We start from the raw sequence: 16007 nt of genomic DNA on the forward strand, positions 1-16007 counted from the left end.
ATTTTTGTTTTTATAAAATTTGAATTAGTTATATTTTAAAAGTAACTATAGGTCTCATAGAATGATTTACCAAATCTTCACTAATACTTCCGTTAAAAAAATGTGCTATTCCTTTTCTTCCATGAGTGCAAACGCCAATTAAATCAGCGTTAATGTGATCAGCAAAATTTAGTATTCCATTTTCCACATTTACATCATTGTATATATTAATAGTGTGCTTGTTAATAGAAAAGTTAGACGCAAAGTTTTTTATGATTTCAACGGCAACATGAGTTGGTTTGAAACTACTAGGAGTATTAATCATAACTAATTCTAGTTCTGCATCAAATTTATTAGCAAATGAGACTACTTTAGAAAAAGGGATTTTAATTTCATCTGTAAAATCGGAAGCAAAAACAAATTTTTCCACACTAAATTCTCCAGCATCTTTTTTAATAATCAACACTGGAACTCCCGAGTTTCTCACTACTTTCTCCGCATTAGAACCAATGAACATTTCTTTAAAACCGCTAGCTCCATGCGAACCCATAATGATTAAATCAATATTGTTTTTTTCGCTGATTTTCATAATGCCATTAAATGCTAGTTCAAATTGAATTACTTCAGTAACATTAAGTCCTTTCAAACAATCATCATCCATTAAATCTTCTAATCTATTAATGGCTGCATTTTTAAACATCATAATTTCAGGGACATCATGTCCACTTCCTATCGCATCACTGCCTTGATGAGGTAATTCTAACATGTGTAATAAAGTGATTTCTGCTCCATTTTTTTTAGCAATTTGAGCAGCCACTTTTAAAGCTTGATAAGCATGATCTGAAAAGTCGGTAGGGACTAAGATTTTTTTCATAATATAAACGTAAATTTTGGATTGTAAATTTTAAGACAATAAAGATATTATTTTTTTTTGATACAACAACTTTTTTGATTTATAAAAAAAAACTATATTTGCACCGTTATTTACCATTCAAAATTAAATAATGAGGGAAGCATTGCTTCCCTCTTTTTATACAACTATGGCATTTAGAGATAAAGTTTCGGATATATTGGGAGAGGCATTAAAAGAAAAAGAATCTTTGTTTCTTGTGGATTTAACAATTACAGAAACATTTAAAGTGATTGTTACTTTAGATGGAGATAATGGTGTAAATTTGCAAGATTGCATAGATGTTAGTCGTGCAATTGAAAATAATTTAGATCGCGAAGAACAAGATTTTTCATTAGAAGTAGCTTCTGCTGGAGTGTCGACACCTTTAAAATTGGTTAGGCAATATCGAAAAAATATTGGAAGAACATTAAAAGTAAAAACAACTACAGAAACTATTGAAGCTAAATTAGAAGGAGTTAACGATGAAAATGTTACGCTTTCTTGGACAGCAAGAGAACCAAAGAAAATAGGGAAAGGAAAAGAAACGGTTGAGCACAAACGTGAAGTTCCTTTTTCAGATATAAAAGAAGCAATTGTTACAATAATATTTAATTAAATTAGGCATGGAGAATATTGCATTAATCGATTCGTTTTCAGAGTTTAAAGACGATAAGCTTATTGATAGAGTAACGCTTATGGCGATTTTGGAAGATGTATTTAGAAACGCATTGAAAAAGAAATACGGTTCTGACGATAATTTTGACATCATTATTAATCCTGATAAAGGGGATATGGAAATTTGGAGAAGAAGAGTAATCGTTGCTGACGATGATCTAGATCTAGAAAATGAAGAAATTACATTAACAGAAGCCAGAAAAATTGAAGCCGATTTTGAAATTGGAGAAGAAGTTTCTGAAGAAGTAAAATTAATCGATTTAGGAAGAAGAGCGATATTGGCTTTGCGTCAAAACTTGATTTCTAAAATTCACGAGCATGATAACACAAATCTTTACAAGCAATTTAAGGATTTAATTGGCGAAATTTATACTGCCGAGGTACACCACGTTCGTCCAAGAGTTGTAATTTTGATTGATGATGAAGGAAATGAAATTGTTTTGCCAAAAGAAAAACAAATTCCATCTGACTTTTTCCGTAAAGGTGACAACGTTCGCGGAATTATTGAAAGTGTTGAATTGAAAGGAAATAAACCTCAAATTATCATGTCAAGAACGGCAGATAAATTTTTGGAAAAATTATTTGAACAAGAAATTCCTGAAGTTTTTGATGGTTTAATTATGATTAAAAACGTAGTCAGAATCCCTGGTGAAAAAGCAAAGGTAGCCGTTGACTCTTATGATGACAGAATTGATCCTGTTGGAGCATGCGTTGGAATGAAAGGATCCAGAATTCATGGAATTGTTCGCGAATTAGGAAACGAGAATATAGACGTAATTAATTACACAACAAATCTGCAATTATATATTACAAGAGCATTAAGTCCTGCGAAAGTATCTTCAGTTAAAATTGACGAAGAGAAAAAAAGAGCGGAAGTTTTCTTGAAATTAGAAGAAGTCTCTAAAGCAATTGGTCGAGGTGGACACAATATCAAATTGGCTGGACTTTTAACGGGTTATGAATTAGATGTCATTAGAGAAGGAATTACTGCTGAGGAAGATGATGTTGAATTAACTGAGTTCTCAGACGAAATTGATGGATGGGTAATTGACGAATTTGCAAAAATTGGATTGGATACTGCAAGAAGTATTTTGAATCAAGATGTTGCCGATTTAGTCAGAAGAACAGATTTAGAAGAAGAAACCATTCTAGAAGTAATACGAATATTGAAAGAAGAGTTTCAAGACTAACTCTTTCAACGCAAAATAGATAACATTAATAAGATTTTATGTCTGAAGGAAATATTAGAATTAATAAAGTTTTAAGGGAATTAAATATTTCTTTGGAAAGAGCTGTGGATTATCTTAAGGATAAAGGCATTGCTATTGAAGCAAGTCCAAACACAAAAATTTCCGATGATGTATATACTATTCTTTGCGGACAGTTTGCCGGTGACAAAGGAAACAAAGAAGCTTCAAAAGGGATCAGTGAAGAAATAAGAAAAGAAAAAGAAGCGCTTCGTATAGAAAGAGAAAAAGAGATTGAAGACAAACGCAAACAAGAAGAAGAGCGTCACCAACAACAAGAGTTAATTAAAGCCAAAGCAACGGTAACTGCTCCAAAACAAGTTGGAAAAATTGATTTGGAACCAAAAAAAATAATTGCGCCTGCGCCAACTGAATCTAAGCCAGTTATTGAAAAGAAAGAGAGCAATACCCAAAAAGAAATTATTGCTCCAAAAGAAACTGAAGTTGAAGCGACCCAAACTTCCGAAGAAGCAGTTGTTGACGAAACGCATACAACAAAATATCAAAATCTTACCGGACCAATATTAACTGGTCAAAAAATTGATTTAACACAGTTCAACAAGCCTAAGAAGAAAAAAGAAGAGTTTAAAAAAGTAGTAGCTAAACCTGCTTCTCCAGCGACTGGACAAAATGCTTCAGCTAACAATAACGTAAACAAGAATAAGAGAAAAAGAATTCCACCAAAGCCCGGAGAAGCTGGTAAACCAGTAATTGGCGGAGGTGGAGGAGGAAACGCTTTTGGTCCAAACAAAACAGGAAACAAACCTGGAGGTGGCGGTTTCCAAAAAGGAGCTAGGCCAGCTATTGTGCAAAAAGTGGAGCCAACAGAAGAGGAGGTTAAAAATCAAATTAAAGAAACTTTAGAGCGTTTACAGGGTAAAGGAAACAAATCTAAAGCAGCAAAATACAGAAGAGACAAGCGAGATACTCACCGTCAAAGAACGGAGGAAGAAATGCAAGCTCTAGAGGAAGGAAGTAAAACAATTAAAGTAACTGAATTTGTTACCGTTGGTGAAATTGCAACCATGATGGATGTGCCAATTACAAAAGTGATTGGGACGTGTATGACTTTGGGAATCATGGTAACCATGAATCAACGTTTGGATGCAGAGACCTTATCAATTGTAGCAGATGAATTTGGTTATGAAGTAGAATTTATAACTTCAGATATTGAAGATGCAATTGAAGTTGTTCAAGATAGAGCAGAGGATTTAATGGCTCGTGCTCCAATAGTAACTGTCATGGGTCATGTTGACCACGGTAAAACATCGTTACTAGATTATATTCGTAAAGAAAATGTAATTGCTGGAGAATCAGGAGGAATAACCCAACATATTGGTGCTTATGCAGTGACTCTTGATGGCGGACAAAAAATAACATTCTTAGACACGCCTGGTCACGAAGCATTTACTGCTATGCGTGCCCGTGGAGCTCAAGTTACCGATATTGCAATTATTGTGGTTGCAGCGGATGATGATATTATGCCTCAAACTAAGGAAGCTATTAGTCACGCTCAAGCAGCTAATGTTCCGATGATATTTGCGATTAATAAAATTGATAAGCAAGGAGCGAATCCGGAAAAAATTAAAGAGAAATTAGCCGCTATGAATTTATTGGTTGAAGATTGGGGTGGAAAATATCAATCTCACGATATCTCAGCTAAAAAAGGAACGGGCGTAAAAGAATTATTAGAAAAAGTATTGCTAGAAGCAGAAATCTTAGATCTTAAAGCGAATCCAAATAAACCTGCGGTAGGAACCGTTGTAGAAGCGCAACTAGATAAAGGTAGAGGATATGTTTCTACTATATTAGTTCAATCCGGAACTTTAAAAGTTGGAGATTATGTGTTGGCAGGAAAGAATCATGGTAAAGTGAAAGCGATGCATGACGAAAGAGGTCATAGTGTAACCACTGCCGGACCTTCAACACCTATATCTATTTTAGGTTTAGATGGAGCTTCAACTGCAGGGGATAAGTTTAATGTTTTTGAAGATGAAAGAGAAGCCAAACAAATAGCAACAAAACGAATACAATTACTACGCGAGCAATCCGTTAGAACGCAACGTCATATTACATTAGCAGAGATTGGACGTCGTATTGCACTAGGTCAATTTAAAGAATTGAATATTATCCTTAAAGGAGACGTGGATGGTTCTGTAGAAGCGCTTTCAAGTGAGTTTAGCAAATTGTCAACAGAAGAAATTCAAATTAATATTATCCATAAAGGAGTTGGTGCTATTACAGAAACTGACGTAATGTTGGCGTCAGCATCCGATGCGATTATCATCGGATTTAATGTACGTCCAGCAGGAAACGCACGTCAATTAGCTCAAAAAGAAGAAATCGATATCAGAAACTATTCTATTATTTACGATGCCATCAATGACTTGAAAGATGCAATGGAAGGAATGCTTTCTCCAGAGATGAAGGAAGAAATCACCGGAACAGCTGAAATTAGAGAAATATTCAAAGTGTCTAAAGTTGGAACAATAGCGGGTTGTATGGTTACAGATGGTAAAATCTTCAGAAATTCTAGCATCCGTATCATTCGGGAAGGGGTGGTTATTTTTACAGGGGAATTATCTACTTTGAAACGTTTTAAAGACGATGTAAAAGATGTAGCGAAAGGATATGATTGTGGTATGCAAATTAAGAATTATAACGATATTGAACAACTAGATATTATTGAAGCTTTCCAAGAAGTGGAAGTGAAGAAAAAAGCGAAATAACACCAAATAAAAAATCCCGATGATTCGGGATTTTTTATTTATTCGGCTTTATCAAAAAAGCATTCGGATATTTTTTCTTTAAGTCGGTTAAGTTTTTTTCGGCCTCAATTCTAGTTTTAAAATTCCCAACCCAAACTTTATATAAAGGTGTACTAAAAACAATTGTGGCATCTAGATTCTTATTTTCTCTTTTAAAATCGGTTAAGGTTTTTTTAGAATTTTCGGTATCACCATTAAAAATCTGAATTTTATAACGGTCGTTTATTGTGATGGAACTGTTTATTTTTCTTTTTTCATTTAAAAGTTGTTCAAACTTTGGATCTTGACTAACGGTTACTTTTGCTATTTGCCCGATACTTTTTTGCGATAAAAAAACAACAAAAGACATAAGGAAAACTAATTTAAATTTCGAAAAAGTAGACATAATGATTTGATTTTTATACAAATGTAAAACTTAAAAAATTAAACATTACAGAAAACGTTATTTAGAATTAATATAAATTGATATTTAAGATATATTTAAGGTTTTGAGAATAGTTCATAAGTCGTATTTTTGTGCAAGTTTTTAATAAAGCATCGATTTTTACTGGATATATAGCTCAGAAAAAATCATTCCAAATAGTAGTAGATAATCACTATATTATATGAAAAAAGTGGGTAACCATAATTCGATTTCAAGGAAAATAATTTTTTGTCTAGCAGCATCGCTAACATTCTCCTTCTCTTCATTTTCACAAGCAACACCACCGCCAGCAGCAACTGCAACAGCAGATGCTACGAAAGCCGCAGCTCCGGCTGCAACTTCTGGAGGAGATGCGGCAGCGGGAAAAGCATTATTTAATGTAAACTGTGCAGCTTGTCATAATTTGGATAAAAAAATGACAGGACCTGCGTTAAGAGGTGTATCTGCAAAGTATGATATGCCTTGGCTGTACAAATGGATCAACAATAGTTCGGCTTTGATTAAGTCTGGTGATGCAAAAGCAATCAAAGTATATGAAGAAAATAACAAGTCAGTAATGACGGCTTTTCCTCAATTAACAACTACTGATATTGATAATATTATTGCATACACCAATGAGCCTAAAGCCGTGGCTCCAGCACCAGGACTAACTGCAGGTCCTCCTGATACAGTAGCAAGTAACAGTGGGATTTCAAATGAAGTAATTCTAGGAGCCCTATCTTTAGTGATGTTGATGTTGGTTATCATGTTATTCTTAGTGAATAATGTGTTAAATAAAGTGGCCAAAGCAAATGGTATTGAACTGGCGGAGAAAGAAGCTAGACTGCCCATTTGGAAAGCATTTGCTAAAAACCAATTTTTAGTTTTTGTTAGTTCAATATTTTTATTATTGGCAAGTGGTTATTTCTTCTACAGCTGGGTAATGCAAATCGGCATTGATCAAGATTATGCGCCAATTCAACCAATTCATTATTCACACAGAATACATGCTGGAAGTAATGGTATTGATTGTAAATACTGTCACTCATCAGCGAGAGTTAGTAAAAACGCTGGAATTCCTTCTTTGAATGTCTGTATGAATTGCCATAAAAGTATTGCAGAGGTCGCTGATAGTACAGCAACACCAGAGTATTCAAAAGCATTTTATGATGCAGAAATTCAAAAATTATATAGTGCTGTAGGTTGGGATGCTACAAACCAGAAGTATACTGGAAAAACCAGTCCTGTGAAATGGGTTAGAATCCACAATTTGCCTGATTTTGCGTACTTTAATCACTCGCAACACGTTACGGTTGCCGGAATTGAATGTCAAAAATGCCACGGTCCAGTTCAAACCTACGAAATTCAAAAACAATTCGCTCCTTTAACAATGGGATGGTGTATTAAATGTCATAGAGAAACAGAAGTTAAAATGGAAGGAAATGCATACTATGACAAAATACACGCAGAACTTTCCAAAAGATATGGTGTAGACAAATTGACTGCTGCACAAATGGGAGGTTTAGAATGCGGTAAGTGTCACTACTAATAAATTTATTAAGAAGCTAATATTTATATACGATGTCATCGAACAAAAAATACTGGAAAAGTGTTGAGGAGCTTAACGAAAACAGCTCTATTGTTGAGGCGCTTAGAAATAATGAATTTGTAGAAGAAATCCCAACAGCGGACTTTTTATCGGACAAAGAATCATTATCATCGTCATCAACAACTCGTCGTGATTTCTTGAAATACGTTGGATTTAGCACTGCCGCTGCAACTTTAGCAGCTTGTGAAGGTCCGGTACACAAATCAATACCTTACGTTTTACAACCAGAACAAATCATTCCTGGAGTTGCTGATTATTATGCAACATCTATGTTTGATGGTTTTGATTTTGCTAATCTTTTAGTAAAAACACGTGAAGGGCGTCCAATCAAAATAGAGAATAACACTATTGCTGGCGCTAATTTTGCAGCCAACGCAAGAGTTCATGCTTCGGTATTGTCATTGTATGATAGCATGCGTTTGAAGATTACCAAAGTGGCTCAAAAAGAAGCAACATGGCAAGAAGCTGATTTAAAAATAAAATCAAGTTTAGCGGAAGCTAAAGCTAGAGGTGGACAAGTTGTTTTGTTGACAAATACATTGGCAAGCCCATCCACCGAAAAATTAATTGCTGAATTTATTGCTAAAAACCCAACTGCAAAACATGTTATTTATGATGCTGTTTCTGAGTCATCAGCTCTTGATGCATTTGAAGCTGTTTATGGAGAAAGAGCTTTAGTAGATTATGATTTTTCAAAAGCGAATACCATAGTGTCAATAGGTGCCGATTTCTTAGGCGATTGGCAAGGTGGAGGTTATGATTCGGGTTATGCTAAAGGAAGAGTTCCTCAAGAAGGAAAAATGTCTAAACATTTTCAATTTGAAGCCAATATGACATTGTCGGGAGCAGCTGCTGATAAGCGTGTTCCGATGACTATTGCCAATCAAAAGCAAGCTTTAGTTAAAATATATAATTTTATTACAAATTCTGTTATTTCTACTGGTAAAGTAGCTAATGAAGATGTAGTTATGAAAGCAGCAAAACAATTAAAAGATGCTGGAAGTAAAGGCCTTTTAATTTCTGGAATTCAAGACAAAAATGCTCAATTGTTAGTAGTAGCTATTAATCAAGCTTTGGCTAGCGAGGCATTTTCTACATCAGGTACTCGTCAAATTAGAAAAGGTTCTAACGAGAAAGTAGCTCAGCTAATTGCCGATATGAATGCAGGAAGTGTTCATACTTTAATAATGAGTGGTGTAAATCCAGTGTATACTTTAGCAGATTCGGCTAAATTTGTAAGCGGATTGAAAAAAGTAAAATTATCAGCTGCATTTTCTTTAAGAGAAGATGAAACAGCCTCTATTACAAATATTGCTATTCCTGCACCTCACTATTTAGAGTCTTGGAATGATTTAATGCTAACTAAAGGAACGTATTCTTTAACACAGCCGACGATTCGTCCATTATTCAGCTCAAAACAGTTCCAAGAAGCATTATTGTCATGGAATGGGAATAGTGCAGATTACCATGATTATATTAAAGCCAATGCGGGAAGTTACACTTCAGGTACTTCATGGAATCAAACCGTTCACGACGGAGTAGTCGTTGGAGTTTCTGGAAGTGCCGTTGGAGGTTCAGCAAATTTTGCAGCTGCAGCCAGTGCATTAGCCCAATCGACACCTACAAAAGGATTTGAATTGGTGTTGTATACTAAAACAGGCTTGGGAGATGGTCAACAAGCAAACAATCCTTGGTTACAAGAATTTCCGGATCCAATTACAAGAGTTTCATGGGATAACTATGTAACTATTTCACAAGCAGATGCTGATTCGAAAGAATTAGGTTTTGAAAATAAAATTGTTGCTAATGGAGGTCTTAACGGAAGTTATGCAACGCTTACTGTAAATGGAATAAAACTGGAAAATGTTCCAGTTATAATTCAACCAGGACAAGCTAAAGGGACTTTAGGAATGGCTTTGGGTTACGGTAAAATGAAAGGCTTAAATGAGGAAATGCAAGTTGGTCTTAACGCTTATGCATTTTATGCTGGTTTTAATAATGTACAATCGGCTTCAATTACTAAAGGAAGTGGAGAGCATGAGTTTGCATGTGTTCAATCACAAAAAACGTTGATGGGAAGAGGAGATATAATAAAAGAAACTACTCTTGAAATATTTAATGCAAAATACAACGAACCAGAAGTATGGAATGCTGTGGCTATGGTCTCTTTAGACCATAAAGAAGTAGAAGCTACCAAAGTAGATTTATGGGAATCTTTTGATCGTTCTGTAGGTCATCATTTTAACCTTTCAATCGATTTGAATGCTTGTACGGGTTGTGGCGCTTGTGTTATTGCTTGTCATGCCGAAAACAATGTTCCAGTTGTTGGAAAATCAGAAATAAGAAGAAGCCGCGATATGCATTGGTTGCGTATTGACCGATATTATTCTTCTGAAGATACTTTTGCGAGTGATAATGAAAAGAAAAAAGGATTTGACGGATTATTTGGAGAGAAAGGATCATTAGGCGGATTTGGACAAATGGAAAGTCCAGCCGATAATCCTCAAGTAGCTTTCCAACCCGTAATGTGTCAACATTGTAACCACGCCCCTTGTGAAACGGTTTGCCCTGTGGCAGCAACTTCACATGGTCGTCAAGGTCAAAACCAAATGGCGTATAACCGATGTGTTGGTACGCGTTATTGTGCCAATAACTGTCCGTATAAAGTTCGTCGTTTCAACTGGTTCTTATACAATAATAATGATGAATTTGATTTCCATATGAATGATGATTTAGGGCGAATGGTTGTTAATCCAGATGTAAACGTTCGTTCTCGTGGAGTTATGGAAAAATGTTCGATGTGTATTCAAAAAACACAATATACTATTTTAACCGCTAAACGTGAAGGAAGAGAAGTAAAGGCAGATGAATTCCAAACGGCTTGTTCAGCTGCTTGTTCAACTGGCGCCATGCAATTTGGAGACATCAATAATAAAGCGGATAAAATCAATGAATTTGTTGAAGATAAAAGAGCGTATCATTTGTTAGAAAGTGTTGGTACTAAACCCAATGTGGTTTATCAAGTTAAAGTAAGAAATATCTAAGAGCATAAGTTGGAAGATGGAAGACGGAAGTCAGAAATTATAAAACCTAAAAAAATAATTAAAAGTAAAATATTGATTGAATTTGCTTTTTTTCTAAAATCGTAAATCTAAAATCATAAATCTAAAATTAAAATATGTCGTCTCATTACGAAGCACCCATTAGAAAACCCTTAGTTATAGGTGATAAATCATATCACGATGTAACAGTAGATGTTGCTGCTCCTGTAGAAGGAAGAGCCAATAAACAGTGGTGGACTGTATTTTCTATCGCATTAATAGCGTTCCTTTGGGGAATTACCTGTATCGTTTATACTATTTCAACAGGTATTGGAACCTGGGGTTTAAATAAAACAGTTGGTTGGGCTTGGGATATCACTAACTTCGTTTGGTGGGTAGGTATTGGTCACGCTGGGACACTTATCTCTGCGGTTTTATTGTTATTCCGTCAACGATGGAGAATGGCCATTAACCGTTCTGCAGAAGCAATGACAATATTCTCTGTAATACAAGCAGGCTTGTTTCCAATTATTCACATGGGTCGTCCATGGTTGGCTTATTGGGTAGTGCCTATTCCAAATCAGTTTGGATCGCTTTGGGTTAATTTTAACTCACCATTACTTTGGGACGTATTTGCAATCTCTACCTATCTTTCAGTTTCATTAGTTTTCTGGTGGACAGGTTTATTACCCGATTTTGCAATGCTTAGAGACAGAGCAGTTACTCCTTTTACCAAAAAAATATATTCTATTTTGAGTTTTGGATGGAGCGGAAGGGCAAAAGATTGGCAACGTTTTGAAGAAGTATCTTTGGTATTGGCAGGTTTGGCGACACCATTAGTACTTTCAGTACACACAATCGTATCTTTTGACTTTGCTACTTCTATCGTTCCAGGTTGGCATACTACCATTTTCCCTCCTTATTTCGTTGCTGGAGCTGTATTCTCCGGATTTGCAATGGTAAATACCCTGCTTATCATTATGAGAAAAGTATCTAACCTTGAAGATTATATCACCATTCAACATATAGAATTAATGAACATTGTAATCATGATTACAGGTTCAATTGTTGGAGTTGCTTATATTACTGAGTTATTTGTAGCATGGTATTCTGGAGTTGAATATGAACAATACGCATTCTTAAATAGAGCAACAGGTCCTTATTGGTGGGCATATTGGTCGATGATGACCTGTAACGTATTCTCTCCGCAATTTATGTGGTTTAAAAAATTGAGAACGAGTATTATGTTTTCATTTATAATTTCGATAGTGGTAAATATTGGAATGTGGTTTGAGCGTTTTGTAATCATCGTTACCTCTTTACATAGAGATTATCTACCCTCATCTTGGACGATGTTCCAACCAACCTTTGTTGATATCGGAATATTCATTGGAACTATTGGATTCTTCTTCGTTTTGTTTTTATTATATGCTAGAACATTCCCAGTAATTGCTCAGGCAGAGGTTAAAACAATCTTGAAATCATCGGGAGAAAATTATAAAAGAGAAAGAGAAAAACATAATCATTCTGAAAAACATTAGTATTTGTTATGAGTAGTAATAAAGTTATACACGCTATATACAATGATGATGATATCTTAATGGATGCTGTAAAGCAGACCAGAAAAGCACATCACCATATTGAAGAAGTTTTTACTCCTTTTCCTGTTCACGGATTGGATAAAGCAATGGGATTGGATCCAACTCGATTAGCTATCTGTGCCTTTATATATGGATGCATTGGATTATCGGTGGCCACAACAATGATGAATTATATCATGATTACTGACTGGCCTCAGGATATTGGAGGAAAACCAAGTTTTGCTTACTATCAAAATATGCCAGCTTTCGTTCCAGTAATGTTTGAAATGACCGTATTTTTTGCAGCCCACTTAATGGTAATTACTTTTTATATGAGAAGTAGATTATGGCCATTCAAACAAGCTGAAAATCCAGATGTTAGAACTACAGACGACCACTTTTTAATGGAAGTTTCCGTTAAAGATAATGAAGCAGAATTGGTAAAATTTTTGCAAGAAACGGGTGCAGTAGAAGTTAAAGTAATAGATAAGCATTAATATAGATATGAAAAGTTTACTTAAAATAGCATTTGTATTAGGTATCGTTGTTTCCTTTTCGTCTTGTAAAGATGATTTGAAACCTAACTACCAATATATGCCCAACATGTACGAATCGGTAGCTTATGAAACCTATTCAGAATCGGATGCTTTCAATTCACCAGCAGGTTTAAAAGGAAAAGAAGGACAAATTCCTCCAACAGGTTCAATAAAAAGGGGTTTTGTTCCTTATGACATACCAAATACAACGGAAGGATATAATTTCTCTAAATCCATAGTAAATTCACCGCTTGATTCTACTCAAGTTGATATGAAAAAAGCAGAAGAACTTTTTGTTATATATTGTGCTATTTGTCACGGAACTGCTGGAAACGGTAAAGGTAAATTGGTGACTCAAGAAAAAATATTGGGTGTTCCAAGTTATGCCGACAGACAAATATCAGTAGGAAGTGTATTCCATGTTCAGGCATATGGATTAAATTCAATGGGGGCATATTCAAATCAGATGACTCAAAATGAGCGTTGGATGGTTTCTGCATATGTAATGGAATTAAAAAGTAAATTGTAATTATAGAACAATCTGATTATTATAGATATGTATACATTTTCAAGTAAATTAAGAACCTTTTCTTTTGTCCTAATGTTAGTGGGCATTCTTGGTATTGGTTATGGTTTTTTAACCGCACCAAAAACGATTCAAGATGTTGAGAAGATTCTAAAAGAAGAAGAAGCGGCTCATCATGAAGGTGGACACGAAGCAACAGCGGAGCATCACGATGTTAAAGCAGAATCTCATGAAGAAACTGCAAAACATTCAGAAGACATTCACTCATCAGTTGATTCCTCTTCAATTAAAATCGAAGCTGTTTCATCAGCTGTACATGACACGCTAACTAAAGCTGTTTCTTCTAATCACGAAGTAGAAGCAAATAATAAAATAGGGGTTAAATATGAAGATGCACTCAAGCATGTTGAACATAAGGAACATGCAGAACACGTTTTTCATCAATTGCAAAATAAACCATGGGCGGCACTTTATGTTGCTTGTATATTCTTTATGTTAATTTCTCTTGGAGCTTTAGCTTTTTATGCTATTCAACAAGTGGCACAAGCAGGTTGGTCTCCTGTTTTATTTAGAGTAATGCAAGGTATAACAGCGTATTTATTACCAGGTTCTATAATTTTCTTTATTCTTTTATTAGCATCTGGATTTCATATGAATCATTTATTTGTATGGATGAATGAAGGTGTAACAAAAGTAGGACATGAAAATTACGATGCTATTATCGCTGGTAAATCAGGTTATTTAAACTTTCCTTTCTGGATAATTAGAGCGCTATTGTTCTTAACAGTTTGGAATTTATATCGCTATTATTCAAGAAGAAACTGTTTGGCACAAGACGAATCTACGGACAATAGCTTTTACAAAAAGAACTTTAAAATGTCAGCGGCGTTTTTAGTTTTCTTTATCGTATCTGAATCTATTATGTCTTGGGATTGGATTATGTCAGTTGACCCGCATTGGTTTAGTACACTTTTCGGATGGTATGTTTTTGCTAGCTTCTTTGTAAGTGGAATTACGACGATTCAAATGGTTACCTTATATTTAAAATCTAAAGGATATTTAGAAAACGTTAACTCAAGTCATATTCATGATTTATCAAAATTCATGTTTGGTATCAGTGTTTTCTGGACCTATTTATGGTTTTCACAATTCATGTTGATATGGTATGCTAATATTCCTGAAGAAGTAACATATTTCGTTACTCGAATTAATGATTATGGTATTACGTTCTGGGGCGCTGTAGCAATGAACTTTGTATTCCCGATTTTACTATTAATCAATACCGATTTCAAACGAATTGCTTGGATTATCGTAATGGGTGGAACGGTTATTTTGTTAGGACACTATGTTGATTTCTTCAATATGATTATGCCTGCCACAGTTGGGGACAGATGGTTTATTGGAATACCTGAAATTTCATCATTAGCATTCTTCTTTGGTTTATTTATTTTTGTAGTATTCAGTGCCTTAACAAAAGTACCGTTGCTGCCAAAACGAAATCCTTTCATCGAAGAAAGTAAACATTTTCATTATTAATATTTAAAGTAAATTACAAATGACAACTCTTTTGGTACTTATAGTTGTAGTTTTATTGGCAGTTGCCTTGTGGCAGTTAACTAAAATATTCGACTTAACTCAAGTTGGAGTAGCAGTTGACAATAGTCCTGTAGCAACTGATAATGATAATAAATGGAATGGTTATATGATGTTTGCCTTTCTTGGGTTCATTTATTTAACTACTATTTATTGTCTTGTAAATTATGGCAAATTTCCTTTGATGAGTGATGCAGCTTCTGTACACGGACCAGAACTTGATAATCTGATGTGGATTACCATGATGCTAATCTTTATAGTACAAACAATTACTCAAGCGTTATTACATTATTTTGCTTTTAAATACAGAGGGAGACAAGGACAAAAAGCCCTTTATTTTGCAGATAGTAATAAATTAGAATTTATATGGAGTGTCATCCCAGCTGTTGTTTTGGCGGTATTAATTCTATACGGATTGTATGCCTGGACCAATATTATGTTTGTTGATGAAAAAGATGAAAAAGATGCCATTGTAATTGAGTTGTATGCACAACAATTTAAATGGGAAGCACGTTATTCTGGAGCGGATGGCGTTTTAGGAAAAGCAAATGTTAGGTATATTGAAGGCGTTAATAACTTAGGTATAGATCTATCAGATCCAAATGCGCAGGACGATTTCAATTCAACCGAATTACACATACCAAAAGGAAAGAGAATTATTTTCAAAATGCGTTCTCAAGATGTATTGCATTCAGCTTATATGCCTCACTTTAGAGCTCAAATGAACTGTGTGCCTGGAATGGTAACTCAGTTTTCATTTATTCCTTCTGTAACTACAGCAGAAATGAGAGAAAAGCCAGCTATGGTTGAAAAAGTGGCAAATATTAACGAAATCAGAGCTAAGAAAAGTATTGACGTGGTTGCAAAAGGGGAAGCAGCACTTGACCCTTATACATTTGATTTTTTATTGTTATGTAATAAAATTTGTGGAGCATCTCATTATAACATGCAAATGAAAATTGTAGTAGATACACCAGAAGAATATAAAGCTTGGTTAAAAGAAAATGCCCCTAAAACGATTGTTCAAGCAGTAAAAAATGCAGCATCTGAAGCAAAAGCGGCAGAAAACCCATCACAATCTATAGACTCAAGTTCTACGAAAAGCAAAGACACCACTGTTGTTGCTCAAGTAATAATGAAATAGTAATAAAAATTTAA

At 34.8% G+C, this 16007-nt stretch carries 12 protein-coding genes; 10 read left to right on the plus strand and 2 right to left on the minus strand.

Going from position 1 to position 16007, the window contains the following annotated elements:
- Window positions 1-28: 28 nt before the first annotated feature.
- Window positions 29-853 carry a universal stress protein gene (locus tag ACIQ2L_RS08755; protein WP_396157835.1) on the minus strand — a complete coding sequence of 275 codons (825 nt, stop codon included), beginning with the start codon at window positions 851-853 and terminating at the stop codon, window positions 29-31.
- Between the two features lie 166 nt (window positions 854-1019).
- Here ACIQ2L_RS08755 and rimP point away from each other — a divergent pair, with 166 nt between their 5' ends.
- Genes rimP through infB form a run of 3 tightly spaced genes read left to right on the plus strand, consistent with a single transcriptional unit; the run spans window position 1020 to window position 5522 of the window.
- Window positions 1020-1487 (plus strand): ribosome assembly cofactor RimP, encoded by a 468-nt coding sequence (gene rimP / locus ACIQ2L_RS08760; protein WP_396157837.1) that lies wholly within the window; start codon window positions 1020-1022, stop codon window positions 1485-1487.
- A 7-nt stretch (window positions 1488-1494) separates the two neighbouring features.
- Window positions 1495-2736, plus strand: a complete 1242-nt coding sequence (nusA, locus tag ACIQ2L_RS08765; RefSeq protein WP_396157839.1) for a transcription termination factor NusA — start codon at window positions 1495-1497, stop codon at window positions 2734-2736.
- 38 nt (window positions 2737-2774) lie between these two features.
- Window positions 2775-5522: a translation initiation factor IF-2 gene (gene infB, locus ACIQ2L_RS08770; RefSeq protein ID WP_396157841.1), complete on the plus strand. Its 2748-nt coding sequence runs from the start codon at window positions 2775-2777 to the stop codon at window positions 5520-5522.
- A 34-nt stretch (window positions 5523-5556) separates the two neighbouring features.
- On the opposite strand, the gene ACIQ2L_RS08775 is transcribed toward infB, so the two are convergent.
- Complete coding sequence (locus tag ACIQ2L_RS08775; RefSeq protein WP_396157843.1) at window positions 5557-5910, minus strand: SPOR domain-containing protein; 354 nt, start codon at window positions 5908-5910, stop codon at window positions 5557-5559.
- Window positions 5911-6166: 256 nt separating this feature from the next.
- Here ACIQ2L_RS08775 and ACIQ2L_RS08780 point away from each other — a divergent pair, with 256 nt between their 5' ends.
- The 7 genes from ACIQ2L_RS08780 (at window position 6167) to ACIQ2L_RS08810 (ending at window position 15993) form a co-directional block, all read left to right on the plus strand.
- A complete protein-coding gene (locus ACIQ2L_RS08780; RefSeq protein WP_396157845.1) occupies window positions 6167-7513 on the plus strand; it encodes a c-type cytochrome in 1347 nt (448 codons plus the stop codon).
- 32 nt (window positions 7514-7545) lie between these two features.
- On the plus strand, window positions 7546-10617 hold the full coding sequence (locus ACIQ2L_RS08785; RefSeq protein ID WP_396157847.1) for a TAT-variant-translocated molybdopterin oxidoreductase: 3072 nt from the start codon (window positions 7546-7548) through the stop codon (window positions 10615-10617).
- Window positions 10618-10751: 134 nt separating this feature from the next.
- A complete protein-coding gene (gene nrfD / locus ACIQ2L_RS08790; RefSeq protein WP_396157849.1) occupies window positions 10752-12155 on the plus strand; it encodes an NrfD/PsrC family molybdoenzyme membrane anchor subunit in 1404 nt (467 codons plus the stop codon).
- 8 nt (window positions 12156-12163) lie between these two features.
- Window positions 12164-12691, plus strand: a complete 528-nt coding sequence (locus tag ACIQ2L_RS08795; protein ID WP_396157852.1) for a DUF3341 domain-containing protein — start codon at window positions 12164-12166, stop codon at window positions 12689-12691.
- Between the two features lie 7 nt (window positions 12692-12698).
- Entirely contained in the window at window positions 12699-13259 is a 561-nt protein-coding gene (locus tag ACIQ2L_RS08800; protein WP_396157854.1) for a c-type cytochrome, read from the plus strand.
- Window positions 13260-13286: 27 nt separating this feature from the next.
- Entirely contained in the window at window positions 13287-14792 is a 1506-nt protein-coding gene (locus ACIQ2L_RS08805; protein WP_396157856.1) for a quinol:cytochrome C oxidoreductase, read from the plus strand.
- Between the two features lie 19 nt (window positions 14793-14811).
- On the plus strand, window positions 14812-15993 hold the full coding sequence (locus tag ACIQ2L_RS08810) for a cytochrome c oxidase subunit II (RefSeq protein ID WP_396157858.1): 1182 nt from the start codon (window positions 14812-14814) through the stop codon (window positions 15991-15993).
- Window positions 15994-16007: the final 14 nt, after the last annotated feature.

This window comes from Flavobacterium sp. (assembly GCF_044369455.1).
Taxonomy (GTDB): Bacteria; Bacteroidota; Bacteroidia; order Flavobacteriales; family Flavobacteriaceae; genus Flavobacterium.

What these genes read in the sequence shown, in the direction of transcription:
- ACIQ2L_RS08805 (WP_396157856.1), top strand. Translation starts at nt 13,287, where the DNA reads ATGTATACATTTTCAAGTAAATTAAGAACCTTTTCTTTTGTCCTAATG.
- ACIQ2L_RS08785 (WP_396157847.1), top strand. Translation starts at nt 7,546, where the DNA reads ATGTCATCGAACAAAAAATACTGGAAAAGTGTTGAGGAGCTTAACGAA.
- infB (WP_396157841.1), top strand. Translation starts at nt 2,775, where the DNA reads ATGTCTGAAGGAAATATTAGAATTAATAAAGTTTTAAGGGAATTAAAT.
- ACIQ2L_RS08800 (WP_396157854.1), top strand. Translation starts at nt 12,699, where the DNA reads ATGAAAAGTTTACTTAAAATAGCATTTGTATTAGGTATCGTTGTTTCC.
- ACIQ2L_RS08810 (WP_396157858.1), top strand. Translation starts at nt 14,812, where the DNA reads ATGACAACTCTTTTGGTACTTATAGTTGTAGTTTTATTGGCAGTTGCC.
- nrfD (WP_396157849.1), top strand. Translation starts at nt 10,752, where the DNA reads ATGTCGTCTCATTACGAAGCACCCATTAGAAAACCCTTAGTTATAGGT.
- ACIQ2L_RS08795 (WP_396157852.1), top strand. Translation starts at nt 12,164, where the DNA reads ATGAGTAGTAATAAAGTTATACACGCTATATACAATGATGATGATATC.
- ACIQ2L_RS08780 (WP_396157845.1), top strand. Translation starts at nt 6,167, where the DNA reads ATGAAAAAAGTGGGTAACCATAATTCGATTTCAAGGAAAATAATTTTT.
- nusA (WP_396157839.1), top strand. Translation starts at nt 1,495, where the DNA reads ATGGAGAATATTGCATTAATCGATTCGTTTTCAGAGTTTAAAGACGAT.
- rimP (WP_396157837.1), top strand. Translation starts at nt 1,020, where the DNA reads ATGGCATTTAGAGATAAAGTTTCGGATATATTGGGAGAGGCATTAAAA.
- ACIQ2L_RS08775 (WP_396157843.1), bottom strand. Translation starts at nt 5,910, where the DNA reads ATGTCTTTTGTTGTTTTTTTATCGCAAAAAAGTATCGGGCAAATAGCA.
- ACIQ2L_RS08755 (WP_396157835.1), bottom strand. Translation starts at nt 853, where the DNA reads ATGAAAAAAATCTTAGTCCCTACCGACTTTTCAGATCATGCTTATCAA.